The sequence below is a fragment of the Bacillus fungorum genome (genome assembly GCF_002746455.1).
GTDB classification, from domain to species: domain Bacteria; phylum Bacillota; class Bacilli; order Bacillales; family Bacillaceae_G; genus Bacillus_A; species Bacillus_A fungorum.
In genome coordinates this window covers 65,983-88,581 of the sequence record NZ_NWUW01000007.1, presented here as the reverse complement: position 1 = coordinate 88,581, position 22,599 = coordinate 65,983, and the positions used below count along the sequence as shown (strand labels likewise).

At 35.7% G+C, this 22,599-nt stretch carries 28 protein-coding genes; 8 read left to right on the top strand and 20 right to left on the bottom strand.

Features of this window, described 5'->3' with window-relative positions:
• Window positions 1-62: 62 nt before the first annotated feature.
• Window positions 63-833 carry an SDR family NAD(P)-dependent oxidoreductase gene (locus tag CO726_RS12350; protein WP_099684425.1) on the top strand — a complete coding sequence of 257 codons (771 nt, stop codon included), beginning with the start codon at window positions 63-65 and terminating at the stop codon, window positions 831-833.
• Window positions 834-912: 79 nt separating this feature from the next.
• Here CO726_RS12350 and CO726_RS12345 read toward each other — a convergent pair whose 3' ends face one another.
• Together CO726_RS12345 and CO726_RS12340 are read right to left on the bottom strand one after the other, a co-directional pair.
• On the bottom strand, window positions 913-1,368 hold the full coding sequence (locus CO726_RS12345; RefSeq protein WP_099684424.1) for an N-acetyltransferase: 456 nt from the start codon (window positions 1,366-1,368) through the stop codon (window positions 913-915).
• A gap of 138 nt (window positions 1,369-1,506) precedes the next feature.
• Complete coding sequence (locus CO726_RS12340) at window positions 1,507-2,001, bottom strand: Lrp/AsnC family transcriptional regulator (protein WP_088232423.1); 495 nt, start codon at window positions 1,999-2,001, stop codon at window positions 1,507-1,509.
• 205 nt (window positions 2,002-2,206) lie between these two features.
• On the opposite strand from CO726_RS12340, the gene CO726_RS12335 reads away from it, so the two are divergent.
• A complete protein-coding gene (locus CO726_RS12335) occupies window positions 2,207-3,118 on the top strand; it encodes a DMT family transporter (RefSeq protein WP_099684423.1) in 912 nt (303 codons plus the stop codon).
• 35 nt (window positions 3,119-3,153) lie between these two features.
• Here CO726_RS12335 and CO726_RS12330 read toward each other — a convergent pair whose 3' ends face one another.
• From CO726_RS12330 to CO726_RS12290, 9 genes are all read right to left on the bottom strand, one after another.
• Entirely contained in the window at window positions 3,154-3,639 is a 486-nt protein-coding gene (locus CO726_RS12330) for a PRK06770 family protein (RefSeq protein WP_098761316.1), read from the bottom strand.
• A complete protein-coding gene (locus CO726_RS12325; protein ID WP_099684422.1) occupies window positions 3,639-4,040 on the bottom strand; it encodes a nuclear transport factor 2 family protein in 402 nt (133 codons plus the stop codon). Before CO726_RS12325 ends, CO726_RS12330 begins: the two co-directional genes overlap by 1 nt.
• A 155-nt stretch (window positions 4,041-4,195) precedes the next feature.
• Window positions 4,196-4,600: a DoxX family protein gene (locus CO726_RS12320; protein WP_001077751.1), complete on the bottom strand. Its 405-nt coding sequence runs from the start codon at window positions 4,598-4,600 to the stop codon at window positions 4,196-4,198.
• Window positions 4,601-4,760: 160 nt separating this feature from the next.
• The gene (locus tag CO726_RS12315) at window positions 4,761-5,825 is read right to left on the bottom strand and encodes a DUF871 domain-containing protein (protein ID WP_099684421.1); all 1,065 of its coding nucleotides are present in this window, start codon (window positions 5,823-5,825) and stop codon (window positions 4,761-4,763) included.
• A gap of 48 nt (window positions 5,826-5,873) precedes the next feature.
• Entirely contained in the window at window positions 5,874-7,238 is a 1,365-nt protein-coding gene (locus CO726_RS12310; protein WP_098761318.1) for a PTS transporter subunit EIIC, read from the bottom strand.
• A gap of 23 nt (window positions 7,239-7,261) precedes the next feature.
• Window positions 7,262-8,146: an N-acetylmuramic acid 6-phosphate etherase gene (murQ, locus tag CO726_RS12305; protein WP_099684420.1), complete on the bottom strand. Its 885-nt coding sequence runs from the start codon at window positions 8,144-8,146 to the stop codon at window positions 7,262-7,264.
• A gap of 154 nt (window positions 8,147-8,300) precedes the next feature.
• Window positions 8,301-9,164 (bottom strand): MurR/RpiR family transcriptional regulator, encoded by an 864-nt coding sequence (locus CO726_RS12300; RefSeq protein ID WP_099684419.1) that lies wholly within the window; start codon window positions 9,162-9,164, stop codon window positions 8,301-8,303.
• A gap of 29 nt (window positions 9,165-9,193) precedes the next feature.
• Window positions 9,194-9,508: an outer surface protein gene (locus CO726_RS12295; protein ID WP_099684418.1), complete on the bottom strand. Its 315-nt coding sequence runs from the start codon at window positions 9,506-9,508 to the stop codon at window positions 9,194-9,196.
• 123 nt (window positions 9,509-9,631) lie between these two features.
• Window positions 9,632-10,855 carry a cation:proton antiporter gene (locus CO726_RS12290; protein ID WP_136699609.1) on the bottom strand — a complete coding sequence of 408 codons (1,224 nt, stop codon included), beginning with the start codon at window positions 10,853-10,855 and terminating at the stop codon, window positions 9,632-9,634.
• 178 nt (window positions 10,856-11,033) lie between these two features.
• Between CO726_RS12290 and bcaP the strand changes: the two genes are divergently transcribed.
• Entirely contained in the window at window positions 11,034-12,437 is a 1,404-nt protein-coding gene (bcaP, locus tag CO726_RS12285; protein ID WP_099684417.1) for a branched-chain amino acid transporter BcaP, read from the top strand.
• 34 nt (window positions 12,438-12,471) lie between these two features.
• On the opposite strand, the gene CO726_RS31765 is transcribed toward bcaP, so the two are convergent.
• The 3 genes from CO726_RS31765 to CO726_RS12270 all read right to left on the bottom strand — a co-directional run bounded on the left by CO726_RS31765 (window position 12,472) and on the right by CO726_RS12270 (window position 15,395).
• The gene (locus tag CO726_RS31765; protein ID WP_098761324.1) at window positions 12,472-12,636 is read right to left on the bottom strand and encodes a hypothetical protein; all 165 of its coding nucleotides are present in this window, start codon (window positions 12,634-12,636) and stop codon (window positions 12,472-12,474) included.
• A gap of 12 nt (window positions 12,637-12,648) precedes the next feature.
• The gene (locus tag CO726_RS12275; protein ID WP_000391504.1) at window positions 12,649-12,852 is read right to left on the bottom strand and encodes a hypothetical protein; all 204 of its coding nucleotides are present in this window, start codon (window positions 12,850-12,852) and stop codon (window positions 12,649-12,651) included.
• Between the two features lie 80 nt (window positions 12,853-12,932).
• Window positions 12,933-15,395 (bottom strand): LamG-like jellyroll fold domain-containing protein, encoded by a 2,463-nt coding sequence (locus CO726_RS12270; RefSeq protein WP_136699590.1) that lies wholly within the window; start codon window positions 15,393-15,395, stop codon window positions 12,933-12,935.
• Window positions 15,396-15,710: 315 nt separating this feature from the next.
• Here CO726_RS12270 and CO726_RS12265 point away from each other — a divergent pair, with 315 nt between their 5' ends.
• A complete protein-coding gene (locus CO726_RS12265; RefSeq protein WP_099684415.1) occupies window positions 15,711-16,178 on the top strand; it encodes an S-Ena type endospore appendage in 468 nt (155 codons plus the stop codon).
• Window positions 16,179-16,279: 101 nt separating this feature from the next.
• Here CO726_RS12265 and CO726_RS12260 read toward each other — a convergent pair whose 3' ends face one another.
• The 5 genes from CO726_RS12260 to CO726_RS12240 all read right to left on the bottom strand — a co-directional run bounded on the left by CO726_RS12260 (window position 16,280) and on the right by CO726_RS12240 (window position 18,684).
• Window positions 16,280-16,633, bottom strand: coding sequence for a DUF3992 domain-containing protein (locus CO726_RS12260; protein ID WP_098761327.1), 354 nt, complete (start codon window positions 16,631-16,633; stop codon window positions 16,280-16,282).
• A 14-nt stretch (window positions 16,634-16,647) separates the two neighbouring features.
• Window positions 16,648-17,028 carry a DUF3992 domain-containing protein gene (locus tag CO726_RS12255; RefSeq protein WP_098761328.1) on the bottom strand — a complete coding sequence of 127 codons (381 nt, stop codon included), beginning with the start codon at window positions 17,026-17,028 and terminating at the stop codon, window positions 16,648-16,650.
• Window positions 17,029-17,134: 106 nt separating this feature from the next.
• Window positions 17,135-17,740: a DedA family protein gene (locus tag CO726_RS12250; protein ID WP_099684414.1), complete on the bottom strand. Its 606-nt coding sequence runs from the start codon at window positions 17,738-17,740 to the stop codon at window positions 17,135-17,137.
• An 11-nt stretch (window positions 17,741-17,751) separates the two neighbouring features.
• Window positions 17,752-18,033 (bottom strand): YkvA family protein, encoded by a 282-nt coding sequence (locus CO726_RS12245; protein ID WP_002116431.1) that lies wholly within the window; start codon window positions 18,031-18,033, stop codon window positions 17,752-17,754.
• A 240-nt stretch (window positions 18,034-18,273) separates the two neighbouring features.
• A complete protein-coding gene (locus CO726_RS12240) occupies window positions 18,274-18,684 on the bottom strand; it encodes a VOC family protein (protein WP_099684413.1) in 411 nt (136 codons plus the stop codon).
• A 108-nt stretch (window positions 18,685-18,792) separates the two neighbouring features.
• Between CO726_RS12240 and CO726_RS12235 the strand changes: the two genes are divergently transcribed.
• From CO726_RS12235 to brnQ2, 4 genes are all read left to right on the top strand, one after another.
• Window positions 18,793-19,008, top strand: coding sequence for a spore coat associated protein CotJA (locus tag CO726_RS12235; protein ID WP_048562472.1), 216 nt, complete (start codon window positions 18,793-18,795; stop codon window positions 19,006-19,008).
• Window positions 19,009-19,016: 8 nt separating this feature from the next.
• A complete protein-coding gene (locus CO726_RS12230) occupies window positions 19,017-19,280 on the top strand; it encodes a spore coat protein CotJB (protein WP_136699588.1) in 264 nt (87 codons plus the stop codon).
• 165 nt (window positions 19,281-19,445) lie between these two features.
• On the top strand, window positions 19,446-20,015 hold the full coding sequence (gene cotJC / locus CO726_RS12225) for a spore coat protein CotJC (protein WP_002170510.1): 570 nt from the start codon (window positions 19,446-19,448) through the stop codon (window positions 20,013-20,015).
• A gap of 217 nt (window positions 20,016-20,232) precedes the next feature.
• Window positions 20,233-21,549 carry a branched-chain amino acid transport system II carrier protein BrnQ2 gene (brnQ2, locus tag CO726_RS12220; RefSeq protein WP_099684412.1) on the top strand — a complete coding sequence of 439 codons (1,317 nt, stop codon included), beginning with the start codon at window positions 20,233-20,235 and terminating at the stop codon, window positions 21,547-21,549.
• Window positions 21,550-21,593: 44 nt separating this feature from the next.
• On the opposite strand, the gene CO726_RS12215 is transcribed toward brnQ2, so the two are convergent.
• The gene (locus tag CO726_RS12215) at window positions 21,594-22,598 is read right to left on the bottom strand and encodes an ABC transporter permease (protein WP_099684411.1); all 1,005 of its coding nucleotides are present in this window, start codon (window positions 22,596-22,598) and stop codon (window positions 21,594-21,596) included.
• Between the last annotated feature and the right edge of the window lies 1 nt (window position 22,599).

Genomic DNA, 22,599 nt, shown 5'->3' with positions numbered 1-22,599 from the left:
AGTATACTCTAACAAATAAAATTTAACCATAATACATTCATTTGAACTTAGGGGGATTTTATATGAAGTACACTGTTATTACTGGTGCTAGTTCTGGAATTGGCTATGAATCAGCTTTAGCCTTTGCATCTCGCGGAAAAAACTTAATACTTGTAGCTAGAAGACAAGAAGAATTAGACGGATTAAAATTAAAAATTAATGACATGAATCCAGAATTGGATATTGTCATTCGAAGAACGGATTTATCTATCACGGAAAATGTTTATAAGCTTTATGAAAGCCTACAAGCCTTTCAACTTGAAACGTGGATTAACAACGCAGGTTTCGGTAATTTCGCCTCAATTTCTGAACAAAATTTAAATAAAATTGAAACGATGTTACATGTCAATATAGAAGCACTAACAATACTCTCTTCTCTTTTCGTTCGAGATTATTCAATGGTTGATGGAACGCAGCTTATTAACGTTTCATCAGGCGGCGGATACACGATTGTTGCTGATGCTGTTACGTATTGTGCTACGAAATTCTATGTAAGTGCATTTACAGAAGGGCTGTCTCACGAACTGAAAGAACAAGGCGCAAAAATGCAAGCAAAAGTTTTAGCTCCTGCTGCAACTGAAACCGAGTTTGCAAAACGTTCATTTGATATTGATGAATTCCAATACGATAATGTTGTACCAAAATTCCACACTGCAAAACAAATAGCACAATTTATGCTCGACCTTTATGATAATGATAAAGTTGTAGGAATTGTCGACGGTTTTACGTATAACTATGAACTTAAAGATCCGCTTTATAATTTTGCCGTAAGACAAACGAATTCAAATTCTTAATAACATCTCCATTTCTTATGGAAATATAAGTTCCCACTATTATGTAAATAATAGTAGGAACTTTTTCTCTATAAATTTTTCATCCAACATACCGAACCATCGCCACTTCATCACAATAATCCACCTTTGGGCAATGTCTACAATCAATCCATACTTTCTCTGGCAAAGCTTCTTTATTTACAAAATCAAATCCACACTTTTGAAAAAATACTGTTTCATATGTTAAGGAAATTACTCTTCTTACATTTATTTTCGTAGCTTCCTTTATGACATGATTTACGAGCATACGCCCTATCCCTTTCCCTGCATATGTATGCGAAACGACTAACGATCGTATTTCTGCAAGATCTTCCCCTAATACATGCAATCCAGCAACTCCAACAATTTTTTCGTCTTCTTTCATGACATATAAACATTGCAAATATTGATAAAGAGACAAAAGAGAACGCGGTAAAACCACTCCCTCTTTTGTATAAACTTCAATGAGACTATAAATTTCTTTCACATCACTCGTAACCGCATTACAGATTTTCATATTATATCCCCTTGTCCCTGATATTAATATTTATAAATCAAAATGAATTTAAATACATAATTTTATATAATAATACATCTCTCCTTTTTCCCCGTCAATCACTTTTCTTAACCTTATGCAAACAAAAAACCAAGCAATCTAATCGATGCTCGGTTCCTCATTTCGTATTGGCAATACCGTCGAATATTTAATTTCACGAAGAGCTAAACTCGTCTGTATACGTGTAATACCAAGCTTATTCAGCTTCCTAATAAACTGCTCCAATTCTTTACGATCACGATTTGCAACCTTTAATAAATAATCATACTCTCCTGTTAAACAGTGACATTCTAACACTTCCGGCATCGATTCTAATTCTTTCTCCAACACTTCAAGTTTATCTGATTGATGAATATTCGTACTCATAAAAATGAAGCATAACAAATCAAAACCAAGCTTTTCTTGATTTAAAATGGCTACTTGCTTATCGATGAAACCTTCTCCATCTAACCTTTTTATCCTTGCGTGCATCGCAGCTGGTGATAAATTAACGCGTCTCGCAAGCTCTGCATTACTTACTTGTGATTCCTTCTGCAATATATCTAAAATTTGTACATCTAAATCATCCAACACTTTAATAACAGACGACTCCATTACAATTCCCCCTTTTTTCTTACCGATGATTATTCGAAAAAACACCTTATAACTTATATAAAACTGAATATCTTTCTTTAAATAACATTAACAACAAAATTTTTTATCGACTTTTATCCATTATACAAAAGAATATATTACATAATGAAGAAAAATGCTAAAATTATTTACAATTCGTATTGATTACAAAAAAGGGGATTTTAGTATGCCTTATTTTTACGTCTTTTTACTATTACTAACGAGCTTATTATGGGGAGGAAATTTCGTCGTTGGAAAATCACTTGTTGATCACGCATCTCCAATGACACTTACAAGTTTAAGATGGATGATTGCGATCGTTTGTTTATTACCAATGGTTTGGTTTAAAGAAAAGAAAATCATTCCACCTCGTGCTGCAATACTTCCTCTAATACTAATGGGGATTTCAGGGGTCGCTCTTTTTAACATCTTTCAATTCTTAGCACTTGAAAAAACATCCGCAACAAATGTAGGTCTTATTTCTACATTAAACGCAATTTCCATCGCATTATTTTCTGTCTTATTTCTAAAAGAAAAAGTAAATACGCTTCAAATTCTATCCATGATTCTTTCATTCTTTGGGGTTATTCTTGTGCTATTAAAAGGTGATTTCTCACTTTTATTTTCACTACATTTTAATAGCGGCGATTTATGGATGATTGCGGCAGTTTGTATTTGGGGAATCTATTCTGTTTGTAGTAAATGGGCAACAAAAACAACTACACCGCTTATGGCGACGTTATACTCTGGTATTTTCGGCGTTATTTTATTACTTCCATTTAATATAGGGAGCTTCACTGTTTCGAATATAAACACTTCTTTCATAACATCACTTTTATATACAGGACTCATTTCCACAGTTCTTTGTATGGTATTTTGGAATGTTGGCGTACAAAAATTAGGAGCAACTACATCTGGCATTTTTCTAAACTTCAATCCAATTTTCACAGCTATTTTAGCATTCCTTTTCCTCGGTGAAGAACTAACATGGATACAAATTTTAGGGACAATGATCGTTGTAACAGGATGTTATTTATTTTCTCATTTCAAAACGGTTACTGTTCAGCCAACTGGGGCTTTAATACGAAAACATTCTTAATGAAAAAAACATCGTCATCTGAGTTGGCGATGTTTTTATTTATTCTTCATTTCTTTTATATACTGCTTTTCTTCTTCTAGCGATAAACGTTCCGTCGCCTTGCCAGTATCTCCACCTTGAAGGCTCCATAAAAAGTTATGCTCTTCAACAGTTTGAGAAAAATCTCCTTTTTCCCATCTATTTATAATAGAAAATAACTTCATTTTATATTGAAAACCTGTACTATTTTCAATATCTCTTTTCACATTAGAAATTTCCTTGTTCGTCATTTCTACAAATCCCCATTTTTCAGAGGATTTCACCTTTTGATGCACCATTTTATGCATAGTAGAAATAATTTCACCTTCACTAATTTGTGGAGCTTCTTCTGCAACTTTCTTCTCTTTTTCGTTTGCTGCTTGCTGGGTTTGAATATTTTTATTTTCTTTTTCCACATATGCAAGCAATTTCTTTCCTCCAACTATAGACGAGATAATTACTATAATTGTAATGCATATACCTACGATCCACTTAAAAAGCATTAGCTCTTCATCGCTTCCCTAACAATATGACTATCTACATATTGCTTAAACTTCACGATTTTTCCATTCTCAAGTTTCCATACGTGAACGAAATCTGCTTTAAATGATTTTCCTGTTTCTTTATAAACACCAGAATACATACCTTCAGCAATAATTACCTCTTTTCCGTTTACTTCATGATATGTATTTACACTTGCTTTATAATTATCCCATTCTGATTCTAAACGACTAAATACATTTTCCATTATTGCTTCTACACCTGTATATGTTCCGCCGTACGGGAAACCTTCTGCCTCTGTCCATTCTACTTTTTCAGAGAATGCTTCTGCTAAATGTTTTGCATTCGAAGAAGTTGATCCTTCATATGTACTTCGAATAATTTCTAAATTTGATTTAGACATATTACTTCCTCCCGTTTTATTTATTTTTACACAAGATGTAACTTACATTGTTACATCTTGTGTAAAAAAATATTTAAATTGCTTTATTCTTAATTTACATGTTGTAATCATTATAGTTACAATAATCCTTCAAGTCAACAATTTATAAATAAAGTCTACTTCGTTTTCATTACTTTCTCTTTTAAGAAACGATCTACATATCCTTCTGCTTTTACAACGAATAAATACGCACCCATTGATAATAATGCAAGATCTAATTCATACCCTGGATTCTTTCCATCTCCTAATAATCCTGCTGCTCCATTTACCTTTACGATAGCTCCAGCTAAAATAAGAGCGAATAACAATCCTACATATCGAACACCTAAACCAATAATTAATAATATACCACCAACTAATTCAACTGTTGCTACGCCGTATGCAAGACCACCTGGTAAGCCGATGCTTGTAAACCACCCTGCTACGTTATCGATACCTGATTGAAACTTCGCTAAACCATGTGCAAAGAATGTCACTCCTAATACGATACGAATAATTAAATTCCCAATATATTGATTCATTTTGAACTCTCCTTTTTGTTTTGTTATGGTGAACTTTTATTTACAAGTAAAAACAATACTGTATTTTATTTCATTCGTCAAATACTTTTTTAAAGAAAACAAAAAACATTATCCCTTTTACAGATAATGTTTTCCTACAAAACAGCGTTAATTCAAGCTTTTATTCTATCGCACAAAAAATTTGAAACATTTTTCCAGCGCTAACAAACGGCAATAAAGACAAGTCCTCTTCTACAACCATTCCAACAACGTTCACTTTCTCATCTACAGGCAAATCATGTACAACAACTTGCATCTCCCCTGCATATCTACCGTACAATTCATTATCAATTGTAATGCTGCCTTTCTTTCTTACAATTGTATGCACCGGCTGTAACACCACTCTATTTCCTTCCCTTGATTCTACAGATCGAATAACATCACGAGCCGGATCTAGTCTATTTGTATGCACTTGCTCCACCACTTTTAATACTTCTTTATCAGTTATAAATGATTTGTAACGCAATTGAATAATTCCTCTACTCGCACTAGCTACTTCTTGCATACTTTCCAAACTTGCGCTTATATCTCCAATCAATACTTTATCAACACCACAATCTTGAACAAGTTCTAAGTACGCTTCTAGCGGTCGCATATTACGATGTTTTTCTAACGTTGGTAACCCTTCATATAACGGACCACGTTTTTCACCATCTCCTGGAATAAATGCCATCGTTTTTATTCCGCACTCATGCAAATATTGATTTTGCTTTTGCAAGAAGGACTTTGCTAATCCTGTTTCTGGACGCGGGTAAAAATTATGCCACGCTTCTACGTTCTCTATTCGGATACTTTCCGAAAGTAACTCTTTCCAAAATGATTCTGTAATCGTACTCGCATTTAAAGCTACTTTCATCTTATGGGATACGCGTGCAATTTCTTTCGGTGTGATGCCATAATCCATTCGTAAACCAGTAATCCCCCAGCCCAATAGCTCCTCCACATTTTCGTACGTCATTCCTAAATGGTGTAACGATTTTGGAGAAACATCGACCATTAATTCCATTTCATTTTCAAGAGCCTGCTTCCCAAGTATTTGAATTAACTCTTTATACGTACCAGGATCATCCTCTGGTATATGAAGTGATGTAAAAATAGATGAAAATCCATTTTCCTTCGCCACTTTTAGCCACTCTTCTTGCTTCTTTACTTGTTCTTTTGAAAGATAAATTGAAACTCCTATCATATGAATCTCCCTTTCTATGAATAGAAAAAGAGAAAGGAATCCCTTTCTCTATATGTTTTCTGCCATTTCTTCTTTGAATCCGAAGAAGTACGTAAAGATGAATCCGAAAGTATACGCCACTACTAATCCAAGGAAATATAATAAATATTTATTATCAGCAATTAACGGAATTAATGATAATCCTGATACGCCAATTCCAAGTGCCGCCGTTTTCATAACTGCTTGGAATGCACCGCCGACAGCTGCTCCTAAACAAGCGGTAAGAAATGGTTTCCCAAGTGGTAATGTAACCCCGTATAATAACGGTTCACCAATTCCTAAAAATCCAACTGGCAATGCACCTTTAATTACGTTACGAAGTCGTTTGTTTTTTGTTTTTACAAAAATCGCAATCGCTGCTCCTACTTGCCCAGCGCCAGCCATTGCAAGTACTGGTAATAACGGTGTTACGTGCGTTTGATTAATAAACTCCATATGAATCGGTGTTAAACCGTGATGCAATCCGACCATAACGAGCGGTAAAAATGTTCCAGCAAGCACTGCTCCCGCAAACGCGCCGCCAATATTTAAAATACCATTAATTCCGCTTGTAATTCCCTCAGATAAGAAACCTGCTATCGGCTGAATGGCTAACATCGTTACGATACTTACCACTAACACAGTAATGAGTGGTGTCACGATAATATCAACTGCATTTGGCACAGCTTTTCGAACTTGTTTTTCCACTACAACCATAAGCCATGCTGCAAAAATAACTGCAAACAATCCGCCCCGTCCGGGTACTAGCGCTTCACCGAATAATTTCACGTTCGCCATTGCCGGGTTAAAAATTAAAATACCAGCAATTGCCCCAAGAACTGGTGTCCCGCCAAACTCTTTCGCTGTATTCCAACCGACTAAAATCCCTAAGAATGTAAAGATACCGCCGCCAATAAGTAGTAGCATTTGTAGCCACGTTGCATTCGGATCAGCACCTGCGTTTTTCGCAAAGTTAGCAACCCCGTTTATAATACCTGACGCAACAAGACCAGGAATTAACGGAATGAAAATACTTCCTATTTTTCTTAAAAAGTTTTTCACTGGTGTATTATTTTTCTTCTTAATCTCTGACTTCATCTCTTGCCCAAGATCTTCAAGGTGATGATCTGCCACCTCACCAATTCGCAGTCCCGTTAAACCTTCCATTTCAGCTGCTACTTTATTTACTGTCCCTGGTCCAACGACAACTTGAAGCGTCTCATCTTCAATAACACCCATAACCCCTTCAACCTTTTTCAAAAGGTCCATATTCACTTTACTTTCATCATGAAGCGTTAATCGCAGCCTCGTCATACAATGAGCAATACCGCGAATATTTTTCACTCCCCCAAGTTGCTCTGAAATTTCTTTGGCCATTCTCTCTTCTTTCTTCATAATAGAATCCCCCTCCCTATTATTTATAGTGCCTTCTTCACAAACCCTTTCGCTTCTTTTAGTTTCTCCAGTGCTTCCCCATACTCACACTGTAGTAACACCATAACAATTGCAGCTTTCACGTTACGTTCTGCTTTTTCATAGTACTCTGCCGCTACTTCATAACTAGCGCCTGTTGCTTCCACAATAATTCGTTTTGATCGTTCTACTAGCTTTCCGTTTGTAGATTGAACATCTACCATTAAGTTTTTATATACTTTCCCAACACCAATCATAGAAGCTGTTGAAATCATATTAAGTACTAACTTTTGCGCTGTACCAGCCTTCAAACGCGTTGAGCCTGTTAAAATTTCTGCACCTGTTTCTACTTCCACATTTTGTTTTGCATATTTACTTATTTCAGCATTTTTATTACAGGAGATACTAGCTGTACTCGCTCCCACGCTATGCGCGTATTTCAAGCCGCCAATTACATAAGGAGTTCGACCACTTGCAGCAATACCAATCACTGTATCTTTTTCGTTTAATCTAATACTTTTTAAATCTTCTTCTGCTAACTCTTCGCGATCTTCGGCACCTTCTACCGCTTTAGTAAACGCTTTCAATCCACCTGCTATAAATCCTTGTACCATTTTATCATCTGTGCCAAATGTCGGCGGACATTCAACCGCGTCCAAAATACCTAAACGGCCACTCGTACCAGCCCCAATGTAAATTAATCTCCCTTCTTCTTCAAATGATTTAATTACAGTTTGCACAACCTTTTCAATCTGTTCTATCTCTTTTTCAACTGCTAATGCAACAGTTCGATCTTCTTCATTCATACTTTGTAAAACTTCTTTTATGCTCATCTCATCTAAATTCATCGTCTTCTCATTACGGTGTTCTGTCGATAAATTTTCTAACATATTACCACCTGCTTTGAAATTTAATTTCATGCTTTTATTATAACTTTAAGAAATTTAAAATCAATATCACTTTATTATTTTATGAAATTTAATTTCTTTTCATGACGAATTTATGTCCGTCAGTATGCAAAAAAAGATGGGTTTCCCCATCTTCTCATTTCAGCTTCCGTAATCGCAAAGCTTCTTCTCTTGTTTCCATAAATTGATCCAACACTTTATTACCAATACGATTAAAGGTAATCACATATAGAGCATCTATCATGTTCAATTGCGTCATTCTTGAAGCAATACTTGCAATACGATGATCTTGTTCTACATCTGGCATACAAAGACGAATATCCGCCTCTTTATATAACGGTGATGATTGATCAAGCTTTGTAATCGCAATAACTGTTGCACCTTGTCTCTTCGCATATTGTGCCATTTCAAGTACATCTTTCGTACAACCAGATGTTGAAATCGCTACAAATATATCGCCCTCTTTTAAATTTGTCACAAGCGGCAACATCATATGAAAATCAGATAGCATCATCGCTGTAAATCCGAGCCTTGTAAATTTATAAGCACCGTCCATCGCCGGAGTAGCTGATCCGCCTACTCCGTAAAATATGATTTTATCCGCATTTACAATAAGGTCCGCTGCTTTCTCCAGTTCCTTCTTATCAATAGCAGTAACGCTCGCCTCAATTGCAGCTTTATTCACATATGTAACTTTATTAAACAAGTCGTACGGTCCATCTTCCGTATTCATCACTGAAAAATCATTAATATTATAATCAGCAATCGTTAATTCACGAACGAGCGCGATTTTAAATGCTTTGAAACTTCCGATTCCAATCGACTTACAAAAGCGAACAACACTCGCCTCACTTGCGCCTGCATTCGTTGACACTTCTTTCGTCGTTAAGTTCGGAACAATCTCTGCATTCTCCATTATGTACATGGCAACCTTCTTCTCAGCTGGTGAAAATTGATCCATATTACTTTCAATTTTAAATAGTAACGTTGAAGCTTTCACTATTTAACCTCCACTTCTTACGGTTGCGTTCACTTATTTTCTCTTGCTTCAAGAAGATAAAAACCATCATCACCAGGAGGATGAAACACATTTACAATGCGATTTCCTTTTTGATAGACAGTTCTTTCCCCTTCTGTCCACTTCTTTTCCCAACCGTTCATCCAAATCGCAACATTAGGTAAAAAAGCAGTATATTTCAGCTTCTGATTGTACTCACCATCTGCTTCTTCCGAAAAAATAGAAACCGGAAAATCTTTCACCTTTGACTCTTTCCCAGCAGTAAATGGTATGCACAATACAAGGAGTATCATTACGCCTATAACCTTCCCCTTTGTAATCCTCACACATTTCTCTCCTTGCCTACATCATATACATAGATTTTACCATAATTGCACCCTATTCACGCTATATGACGATTGCTTTTCCAATAAAAAAGAGCTTACCTACATCAGATAAGCCCTTCCTCTCTATACAAAATATTTCTTCAAAAGCGGCGGCGTAATAATCGTCGTTAATATGACAACAATAACAATCGCTGTGAAATTTTCTTTCGCTAATAGATTCGCCGTAAGTCCATTCGCAGCAATGATGAGCGCTACTTCTCCGCGCGACACCATCCCCGCACCGATACTAATAGAAGATTGAAGGTTGAACCCTGTTAGTCTTGCTCCTAAACCTGATCCGATTAACTTTGTGAAAATCGCAATGAGAGTCATAATGATAATGAACCAAAGCTGGCTTCCGATACCTTGAAATGTAATTTCCATTCCGATACTTACGAAGAACACTGGAACAAATATTGCATAAGCAATCGGTTCAATTTTATGTTCTACTTCGTGCTTATACTCTGTTTGAGAAATGGCAATCCCAGCTGCAAATGCTCCAATAATACCAGCGATCCCCATCATTTCACTGTAGTATGAAAAAGAAAAACAAATAATAAGAGCTGCGCTAATTAGCGCTTCTGTTACACGAAGTGGCACAAGCATTTTCATAATCCAGGGAACAACTTTCCATGCGATGAAAACAATACTAACAAAGAAAACAATTTTCTTTACGATAACAAGTGTTATATTCACATCTTGCGTTCCTAAAAAGCTCATAACAAATGCTAATAAAATAACAACAATGACATCATCAAATACGGCAGCACCTAAAATCGTTGTACTTTCTCTCGTATTCATTTTCTCTAAATCACGTAACGTTTGCACCGTAATACTAACTGACGTTGCGCAAAGTAATAATCCTAAAAAAATGGCATGAGATTGCATTAATCCAAACAGTAATCCTGTTACATAACCACCGATGAAAGGAAAAATAATTCCACCAGCCGCTACTGCAAATGACGATTTCAAATTCCGATTTAGCTCTTCCAAATCTGTTTCAAGTCCCGCCATAAACATAAGGAGTAAAACACCAATCTCACTCAGTTCATCAATTAGTTCAGAACTATTAATAATACCGAGTACAGCTGGGCCAATAATAATACCGACAATTAGCTTACCAAGTACAGAAGGCTGACCAAGTCTTACACTAATATCACCAGCTAATTTCGTACAAAGTAAAATGACGACAAGTTCAAAATAAAATAACATAGCATCTTCTCCTACTTTATAAAGTGAAACTTTTATGAGTGGTTTTATCACTCTGTTAACCCTGGTCCATTCCTGCAAGTAGTTTCCCCTATTCATTCGCATTTTATTTGTCACATTTTAATTTGACAAAATATTCTGAATTATAATAAAATGAATCCAGCAATTTCAAAAACTATATACCATAACTGTACCTCCATTTACTTACATACTCTTTTTTAGTGGGCTCATACTATATTCGCGGTTATGGAAATGAAAAACGGAGGGAGAGTCCAAAGTGAAGTCATTATTACGAAAAAAAGCGCTTAGTACTGAATCACCACGGCAGTTAGAGAGAACATTAACGGCACTTGATTTAACGTTTTTAGGAATTGGCGCCGTAATTGGGACAGGGATCTTTGTATTAACAGGTATCGTCGCAGCGAAACATTCTGGTCCTGGTATTATGCTATCATTCCTTATTGCTGCATTTACTTGTGCTTGTGTAGCCTTTTGTTATGCTGAGTTTGCTTCTTCTATTCCTGTCTCAGGAAGTGTGTATACTTACGCATACATGACAGTCGGAGAAGTCGTCGCCTTCATCGTCGGCTGGTGTTTAATGCTCGAATATTTACTTGCAGTCGCAGCAGTAGCTGTCGGTTGGTCTGGTTATTTACAATCTTTATTACAAGGATTTAACATCCATCTGCCCGCCATAATTGCCTCGGCACCTGGCGTAGGAAAGGGTGGTCTTATCGATTTACCAGCTGTTTGTATTTTACTAATCATTACTGGTCTTTTAAGTTTCGGTATACGCGAAAGCGCACGCATTAATAATATTATGGTTCTTATTAAGTTAGCTGTTATTATCGCCTTTATCGTAGCAGGCGCAAAATATGTAAAACCTGAAAATTGGACTCCGTTCATTCCATTCGGATACGACGGTATTATTACTGGGGCTGCCACTGTTTTCTTCGCCTTCTTAGGTTTTGATGCAATCGCAACCGCTGCAGAAGAAACGAAAAAACCACAGCGCGATTTACCAATTGGCATTATCGGTTCCCTTCTTATTTGTACTGTTTTATACATGATTGTATCTTTTGTTTTAACAGGTATGGTTCCGTATACACAATTAGACGTTTCTGATCCAGTTGCATTTGCCTTACATTTCGTTGGTGAAGATACAATTGCAGGACTACTCGCTGTTGGGGCAATGACTGGAATGACAACCGTCCTCTTAGTTGTTATGTATGGACAAGTTCGCGTTTCGTATGCGATGAGCCGCGACGGTTTACTTCCAAAAGCGTTAGCACGTGTGAATAAAAGAGTAAAAATCCCTTTATTAAACACGTGGATTACTGGCGTTGTTTCAGCTTTATTAGCAGGACTTTTAGACTTACATGTATTAGCTAACTTAGTGAACATCGGTACGTTAACAGCCTTCACATTCGTTTGCTGTGCTGTACTTATTTTACGAAAAACACACCCTGACTTAAAACGCGGATTCCGCGCACCTTTCGTACCTGTATTACCAGTTGTTGCAATTCTTTGCTGTTTATATTTAATGATCAATTTGTCTAAAACGACATGGATTAGCTTTGTAGTTTGGCTTATAGTCGGCTTATGCTTCTATTTCTTCTACTCTAGAAAACATAGTCACTTAGCTACTGAAAAAACAAATGATGAAGAGAAAAAAGCATAACAAAATAGCTCGCCGATGAAACGGCGAGCTTTCTTCATGTCTGATTATGTTTTTTCGTTAACGATTGTAAAATGAAAAATATGCCGATGCAAGCTGTAAACCACGCCCAATTTCCTATTGGTGTCGAGTATTTAACAATTCCAATACATACAAGCAATAGGAAAATAATCACCTGATATATGAGCTTCCACTTTTTCATATATTCCCTCCTTTACTTCGTTCCCTTCTTTTTCTTCTTCCATGCATTTAGACTATCAAAGAAGAAATTAATAAATAACGTGCCTAAACCCGCTAATAAAAATGTCATTAGAAATAGAACCCAAATACTTTTTTCTTTTAAGAAATAATATCCTACAAGGAGCACAACTGCGATCCATACATATTCAAGAATTCTTTTTAACTTTTTCTCTTCCAAATTATTCGCTCCCTCATTCTATGCTATTTTTAGTATAACAAAAAAGAAGCCTATCATGATAAGCTTCTTTTTCTTCTCTCTTATTTGTTCATACTTTTTTCAACGAGTGAAATCGCATATTCTAACGTACGATTCATTGATTCTACATACTCAGTTTTTGCTTTTGCATCTTTTAATACAGCTTCTGCCACTGTAATCTTTTGACTCAGTGATTTCACTGAACCGTCCGTTACATTTGCAGCTTGCGCTTTTTTCACTACCGCTTTTGCAGATTCAATATTGATTTGTAATTTTTCTTTCGGTGTTTTCGGTTGTTCTTCTGCTACTTTAGATTGTACAAATGTCACATTTGCTGTTTTTAATTCATTATACGTTTGAACAATTTGTTCCCCCGTACTCCCTACAGTTTCAAACACTTGCTTTGCATTATTATAACTTTTCTCTAATTCTTGAAATGCTTCCTTTGAATATTGACCTGGCTTGTCACCAAACTCATACGTACCAGCTAATACTTCTTTTACTTTTCCAAGCTCTTCATATAAAGCGTTTACCTCTTCTAACTTTGTACGGTTAGAAAACTCATTATACGCTGCTACTACTTCTGAAGAACTTAACGCTTTACTATATAATTTTGCAAGCGCAATTTGTCCATTTAACGGAATACCACCATTTCCGTTACTATCAGGGTCAGCTCCAAATGCAAATGGTACGTTCGGGTGATATACTTTCCCTGTAGCTGGTTGGCTATTTACTTTTTTACCATCTACGTAAATGGCTACTTCACTTCCATTATACGTTCCAGTTAAATGGTACGTTTTATTTGCCTCTAATTGAACGCCAACACGCTTATAGCTACCGCCAATATGAGCCCATAATTCAACATATCCACTTCCTGTAGATTCAAAACCAATTCCGCCGCTCTCTGTATTTTGTAAAATACCTTGCCCACGGATTTCATTCATTGAAAATACAGTTTCTAACGTAAACGTATTTGCTACTTTCTCTTTTTGTGCTGCTGAAAACGGAAGATATCCAAATGTATTTGCTTTTCCATTTAGCTTCATAACATTTTTTTTCAATGCTTTATCATATTCAATAGTTACATTGCCCTTAACATCACCTTTTGTACTAAATGGTGAATTATCTTTAAATGTACCCTCTGCAAAGTTCACATCAAAAACATCAGCCTTTGGTACTTTCACATTCGGGTCAATATTATCTTTTTTCGTAGTAATTTCTGCCGTTAACGGTTGTACACTTTCATTGCCAAATGAATCAATCGCAACAACTTCAAGTGTATATGTTTTTCCGCCATCTAATCCTGCAAGTGTAAATGTCAGCTCTTTCGGTACTGGATCACGATAAAACTCTGAGAATGCTAACAATTTATTCTTTATTTCTCCAGTTTGCTTATCTCTAGCTTGTACACGATAAGAGTGTACAAGAAGGTTGTCCAACGCTTGTTGGAATGTTACTGTCACTGCATTTTCTGTTACATTTGATACAGCAAGTTTTGCATCCTTAGCAAAATATGGTTTTTCCTTGTCACGATCTTCTAAATAGTTAAATGATTCTTTTTTCGTTGGTAACTTAATTTTCCAAGGTTCACCTGTCCAAGAATTCGTATGGAAATCACGGCGGTTAATCGTTACTTCTTTATCATCCACTTCTACTAATAAGCCTTGGCTTAATGTGCTAGCTCCTGGCGGGATATTCCCTTGTACTTTACCACCTTCAACTTCCATATAACTTACAGAAGATGTACCAACTGATGTAAAGTCTTTTTGATGAATTGATCTTGGATCATCTAACGGATAATGAGAATGACCTGAAAACGTAATAACTTGTGGATATTCTTTTAATACCGCATTAATTTTCGCACTATCTTGCGTTCCCCATTCTTGGCTACCGTATACTGTATTTTTAATATGTTGATGTAAAAATACGAAAATCGGTTTTTCTGGATCATCTTTTTGTGCCTTTGCCATTTCTTGTTTTAACCAATTAATTTGCTTGTCTGAATAATATCCATGAGTTGTCCCATCTTCCGGAGACATAACAAGGAAATGATACCCTTTCACAACTTTGTGATAGTAAATCGATTCCATTCCTGTTTTTTCTAAGAAACGCTTCTGCGCGCCCTCTACAGATAAACCGTTCCAATAATCATGGTTACCAAGAGAATTCATTCGCACGGCATCTTTATTTGCATTTTCATTATATACTTGCATGAAACGATCATATTGTTGTACCGATCCTGAATCAGTAAAATCTCCCACGATTACAAACGCATCTTGTTTAGGTGCAAGTGTATTAAGTTGCTCGATTGCTCGTTTCCAGCGAAACGTATCATCTGTTCCACTATTTTTAATATGTACATCACTTACAACTGGAAAAACTATCTTCTTCTCACTTGGTGCCTTTTCTTGCTTTTTTTCTTCCGCTTTAACTGATGTACTCCACGGAAATGATACAAATGCTAATACAAAAACCATTAATAATCCAATAAGGCCTTTTACTTCCCTTAAAGCAGTTCTGTTCACGTAAATCCTCCTCATATAATGAATTAATTACAATGTTTATTGTAGCGACTACATATTAACTTCGTATAAATTGCAAATCAAATTTATTTCACTTTTGTAAATATACAGTTAATTAAATGTGAAATGCCACATTTATATGAAACAGCCCTTTTTGTCTAATAGACACCTCTTACTTCTCTATCCCAACAAACTATGCCGTTTTGTAAGCCTAGTAAACTATTTAATTTTTTCATTTTTTGTCCATTTATTAACAACATTCTTCATACTTTTACATTTACTAATAGGAAACAATCTTATGAAAAAGGAGGGATTCCATTGAAACCCCATAAAAACATCGGCTGTTTTGCTCCTTTATCTATCATTTGTCAACCTATTTGCTCCTGTCCTCCTCCTATTCCCCCACCTGACCGATGTGACGCCGAATTAGTTACCAATGAGTTCGCTGGAGATATTCTTATCTCAAATGATTTTATTCCAATTTCTCAAAAACAACTAAAACAAACTTATACTACAGTAAACGTTTGGAAAAACGACGGAATCATTTCATTATCTGGCACTATCTCCATATACAATAATAGGAATAGTACTAATGCATTATCTGTCCAAATAATCGGTTCTACCACAAATACTTTTACAGTTTTACCTGGAAACACTATTTCGTACACAGGTTTTGATTTACAATCCGTTTCAATTATCGATATTTCACCAGACCCTTCTATTTATATTGAAGGGCGTTACTGTTTCCAATTAACTTATTGTAAATCAAAGCGAGATTGCCTATAACAAAAAATTATCGCTTTTGAATTTAATCAAAAGTCTACTAAAAAACGTGCAAACTTATGAATCGTTTGCACGCTTTTTAGTAATCTTTAAATCACTATATATTAAGACAAAGTGTAACGAATCGTCATACAAAATTCTCCTGTTTCAGCAGCTGCCGTCCCAAGAATAGTAACAGTATCAAAACGGCGAACTGTAAAAGATGCGCTACTTCCGGTGGCAACAACAATCGTTTCCACTGCAGTCCCTGCTATACCACCACTATAAAACACAATCGTAACAGGACCAGTACCAGTATCTACTTTCAAGTAACCCGATGCATAAATATCTTGCGAAATATTATCAGCATAAATGATGGCTGCAGTTGCAGCTGCTGTCCAATCAATACATACCTTATCTTGGACAATTGTTTTTTGTCCATTTGCACAACACGAAAGATTTGTACTACAATTCCCCATATTAATTCCCCTCTCTATGACATTAAATATCTAGTTGTAATACAAAATTCACCTTGATACGTACCTACTGGAGTTGCAGGAGTTGTAATTTGTATAATGTTAAAACGGCGAAACGTAAATGAAATGCTAGTACCTTCATTTACTAGGAATGTTTGGATTGTACCTCCACCTGAGTCTAAAACAGTCACCGTAATTTGGTTCGCAGGACTCACCCCAGGCCCAACATCATAAGTTAAATATCCTGTACCAACAATATTTTGATTCACATTATTTGCATAAACTGTAAATGTACTACCTTCAGCACTAGACCACGGGTTACATACTTTATCTTGGACAAAATTACTACTATTATCTGAGCAGCATGTTAATACTGTACTTGAGCATTCACAAGCCATAGCCTTTCCCCTCTCTCTTTTTTATTCCTTATATGTGTATGTCCCCCAGAGTCTTTTGCCTGTACTATTCATCTATTTTTTAAAATTTTAACTTCAGTACCAATGACTAGATAGATTCCGTTCTGTTTCTTTTTTTCATAAATTTATAGATTAATATCCCACCTATAACAATAACTACGACCGCTAATATAGGTAGCATATATTGTCCAACAACATCCGCCGCTTTTGCCCAATGCGGACCTAATTTCATTCCAAAATAAATATACAAAGTCGTTAACGGAAACATTGCTACAAATGTATATATACTAAATTTCCATATATTCATTTTTGCCATACCACACGGAACAGAAATAAGCGTCCGAACCCCTGGCACAAAGCGTCCAACAAATGCTACAACTGGTCCATATTTCTCAAAGAAATTATCTGCTTTTTGAATTTGTTCTTCTTTAATGAAGAAGTACTTTCCGTACTTCACTAGTAGAGGACGCCCTCCGTAATAACCAAGCGCATATAACGTTAAAGGTCCTGTCGTTCCGCCCAGTGTTCCAGCTAATACAGCTAGCCAAAAGTTCATATCTCCCTCGTACACCCAATATCCAACCATGGGTAAAACTACTTCTGCTGGAATAAATTCAAAAGTTAAAGCTAACACAACTCCAAAATAAGAAAACTGCTTTAAATACTCAATTATATCTAAAATAATTTGCTCCATACTTTTAACTCCTATCCTACATTCATATTATGCTTTTCTTGCAATTGTACTGGCGCCATTTTTACAATTCGGTTCAAAATAAATAACACAATTCCAATATCATCTAAAATACCGATAAATGGTAAGAAGTCTGGAATTAAATCGAGCGGCATCGCTACATAACCAACTAAAAAAGCAATAGATAAAATTTTCTTCTTTATTGAAACCTCTTTTGAAGTGAAAAAGTCAAATAGGAATGGAACAAAACGACGAACATGAAATACAACTCTTAATCTACTTATAAGTTTTTTCATTTTTATATCTCCTCTCTTTGTATACAAAAAGGACCCTACCGAATATGGTAAGGGTCCTAAAAAAGACAATAAGGGGCCTTTACCATTGCTGGTAAAGGTCTCACTAACAACGAAACGTTGCCAATAAAGCCGAGGGTTTCTCCCTGTAATGACGACTTTACTGTAATAAGTTACTCCCCTTTATATACACAATTTTATACAATCACATTAAAATATTTGCCTAAGCTTGTCAATATTTTTTTATTCACCATTCAGATTATTACATTGCAAAAATCTCTCTTCTATGTTCTCTATTGAAGTAAATTGAAGTGTATAACCATCTGGATCATGAAATATTATTCTAACTTCTTCACCGCAGCGCTCTTCTACAAATGATATTTGATAAAACGCTAACTTTTTCTTTAACCGCTCGATATTTGTAGTTTTTAACAATAGTTCCTTCACTGATGATGTAACAGTTTCTCGATACTCTCCCAATCCCCTGTTCACAACAAAACAAATTCTCGTTGAACAAATATCATACCACACACCTGTTACACGTATTTGTGGCCTCTTCTTACTCGGTTTAAAACCTAGAATTCCTTCATAAAAATATAATGTTTCCTTTAAGTTTTTAGATTCTAATACAATACATGTTGTAACACTTTCCATCCGCACTCCCCCTGCCCCTTTTAGTTTTCTATATGAGTCATAATTTGCAATTATGTACGAATACAATACATAGTGATGAATATTTCATTTATAAAGGAGGCGTGTAACATGGATAAATTTATGAAATCTTACATACCTTATCACGGTCCAAATGATCCTTGCCCTCCAATTGGAAAGAAATATTACTCAACTCCCCCACACCTATTTATGGGCTTTCAACCACCTAACCTACCCCAATTCCCACCAAAAGAAGCTTTAAGAAAAGGAACTCTCTGGCCTGCTTTTTATGATTTTTATGAAAATCCTTATAAAAAAGGACGGTGAATAAAAACGTGACGCAGACATTACCTGATGAATATTACAAATGGATTGAAGAACTACAAGAACTAGACTTTGTATTAGTTGAACTTACCCTCTACTTAGATACACATCCCGACGATACTGCGGCTATAAATCAATTCAATGATTTCTCCTATAAACGGAGAGTATTACAGCAAAAGATTGAAGAAAAATACGGGCCGCTTCAGCAGTTTGGAAATAGTTATTCTAACGCTCCATGGGAATGGAGCAAAGGGCCTTGGCCATGGCAAATATAAAGTGAAACTTTAATTAGTGAGGGTTTGGTTCATCCTCCACTGATTATTAGTTGAACCAATCGAGCGTTTACGGGTAGCCCGACTCCCACCTAACTTCTTTGCTCCAGTCGAATTTTGAGATGGGAGTCTTACTGTCCGCAAATAGCGGGATAAAGGAGAGAAACTATGTGGATTTATGAAAAGAAATTACAATATCCAGTTAAAGTGAGTACTTGTAATCCAGCACTCGCCAAATTATTAGTTGAACAATATGGCGGTGCGGACGGCGAACTAGCTGCTGCTCTTCGCTACTTAAATCAACGTTATACAATTCCTGACAAAGTTGTCGGCTTACTAACCGACATTGGTACAGAAGAATTCGCACATTTAGAAATGATTGCAACAATGATTTATAAGTTAACAAAAGATGCAACACCAGAGCAAATGAAAGCTGCTGGATTAGACGCACAGTACGCTAATCACGATAGTGCTTTGTTTTATCATAATGCAGGTGGCGTTCCTTTTACTGCTACTTATATTCAAGCAAAAGGAGACCCTATTGCAGATTTATATGAAGATATTGCTGCTGAAGAGAAAGCAAGAGCAACTTATCAATGGCTAATTGATTTATCTGACGATCCCGACATAAATGACAGCTTGCGCTTTTTACGTGAACGAGAAATTGTACATTCTCAACGTTTCCGAGAAGCAGTTGAAATTTTAAAAGAAGAACGCGATCGAAAAATTTATTTTTAACACACGTATCCTAGCGATATGTGTTTTTTTACGTTTAAAGTTAAATCCTTCTTATTAAACATATAAATAGCATATTTATTCAATTTTACGCATTATTTTAAAATATTTTTAAAATTCCCTATTGCTTTCTAGTCATCAGACCTTTAAAATAGTAACAGTTACTCGACAAATTGTTTGAATTTTCGACAAAAACAATCATTAGGAGGATTTTCTTTATATGCGTACAACTTTAAAACCAGCGCAAATACTTTCGATTAGTTTATTACTATTCGCAGTTTTCTTCGGTGCTGGTAATATGATTTTCCCGCCCCTTCTCGGTCTTTCTTCCGGAGGAAATATGTGGGTTTCCATTACAGGATTTATTATTACAGACGTCGGTTTATCTTTACTTGCTATTGTCGCTGTTGCCCTTTCCGGTGGTAGTTTTAACACTTTAGCAAGCCGTGTTCATCCAAAATTCGCAGCAGTATTCGCTATCATTATTTATCTTTCAATCGGCCCACTATTTGTTATTCCACGAACTGGATCTGTATCTTACGAAATTGGGATTGCACCACTTTTCCCGGACCAATGGTACTCTATGTTAGTTTTTAGTGCGATTTTCTTTACAGTCGTTTACTTCTTATCATTAAATCCATCAAAATTAGTAGATCATATCGGAAAAATATTAACACCAATTTTACTTGGAATTATTGCAATTATGGCAACAAAAGCGATTCTTTCGCCAGGAACATTTGCAGAACCTGTTGGTGACTATAAAGAAATTCCATTTTTCAAAGGATTTCTTGAAGGATTTTTAACGTTAGATGCAATTGGAGCGCTCGTATTATCAACGATTGTTGTAAATGCAATTCGCCAAAACGGTATACAAGAGAAAAAATCGATTGCGAAATATACAATTATTTGCGGGAGCATTGCAGCCCTATTCTTAACAATTGTTTATTTCTTACTCGGTTATATCGGCGCTTCTAACGGCAACTTGGGACAATTCGAAAACGGTGGTCAACTATTAGCTACTGTTATGTACCAATTCTTTGGGACAAGCGGTAATGTTTTATTAAGTATCGCAATTATCTTCGCTTGCTTAACCACAGCAATTGGTGTTGTAAGTGCATTCGCCAACTATTTCACAACAGTGTTAACAAATGTTTCATATAAGAAGCTCGTACTATATGTTTGTATTTTCAGCTTCGTGATTTCAAACTTAGGATTAAGTTTATTAATTAAAATTACTTTACCTGTATTAATTATTTTATATCCAATTACAATCATTTTAATTTCCCTATCATTTATTGATAAATATACGAAACGTAAACCTTCTGTCTACATTGGAGCAATGATCGCAGCATTCATTATTAGCTGTATTCATGCACTTGATAATGTGGAAATGATACCAGGTTTTATTGCGAATATTGTACACACCATTCCTTTTTATAACTTAGGAATTGGCTGGATTATTCCAGCAATCATCGGTGGTATAATCGGATACTATATTCCGCAATCAGAAACTGAAGGTGAAGTTTCTACAAAATAAAGAAAAGAAGCAAGCATGAAATACATGCTTGCTTCTTTTTATTTTCACATCGTATGTTTAAAAGTAAATAACTCTTCTTTTGACTGCACAGCAGGTTGTTCCTCTTCTACAACTTCCTTTCTTCTCTCTCCCCCTAATCTTACTTTCATCATCGCCTCTTCTATACTTTTTACAATCATATTTCCTGAAAAAATAGTAAGTCCAAAAAACGTAATGGGAACGAGAGGAATCCATGGATTCACTGTTAATGATCTAAAATAAACTCCAATTAAACCTGACCATTCATGCGTGTAAGAGTCTATTTCTTCTATCGGCCCTAAAAACTTAACCGTTCCGCCAAAGAATATTTCCAGTAACCCTAAGTGCAGTAAAATAGTAAGGGTTTGCGTAAACTGCTGAAAAAATACAAGTATAAACGTCATATAAAGATGCGGAAAAATATGTTTTATAACAATGTGCCTTCTTGATCCACCTAATATGCACGCAGCCTCAATAAATTCTTCGCTTCTCAATTTACGAACTTCCTTCGCAACATACAGCGCAATAACTGGCATCACAAGCATTACAAGTAATAAAACTTGAAACGAAGCCCTTTCAAAAAAGGTTGTTGTCTCCTCTCCGCTTCCAAATGCATTTGCAGATTGTAGAAAAAAATACGCAATCATAACTGTTGGAATAACTGTAAAACTATCAAAAAAAGCCTCGATTTTTGAAAAACCTCTTTTTACATATGTTCCAAGCACAACACCAAAAAAAACACCTATTACCATTCTAAGTGCCGCAATTAAAATAGATATACCAATTGTCCACTTCGCGCCCTCAATGACTAAATGTAACAGGTCATACCCTTTCTGGTCTGTCCCAAGTAAAAATTGTAATGAAGGTGGAAACGGTGGCACTTCTGGATTTTCATCCGCATCATATTGCAATGTAACTTGTCTAATATGTCCATCATTCCATATCGTATTTCCGATGCTCAAAAGAACTAATAGGAGAAGAAACCCAATGCTTATCCAAAATCTTTTATCACGTTTTATATACGTCCACATA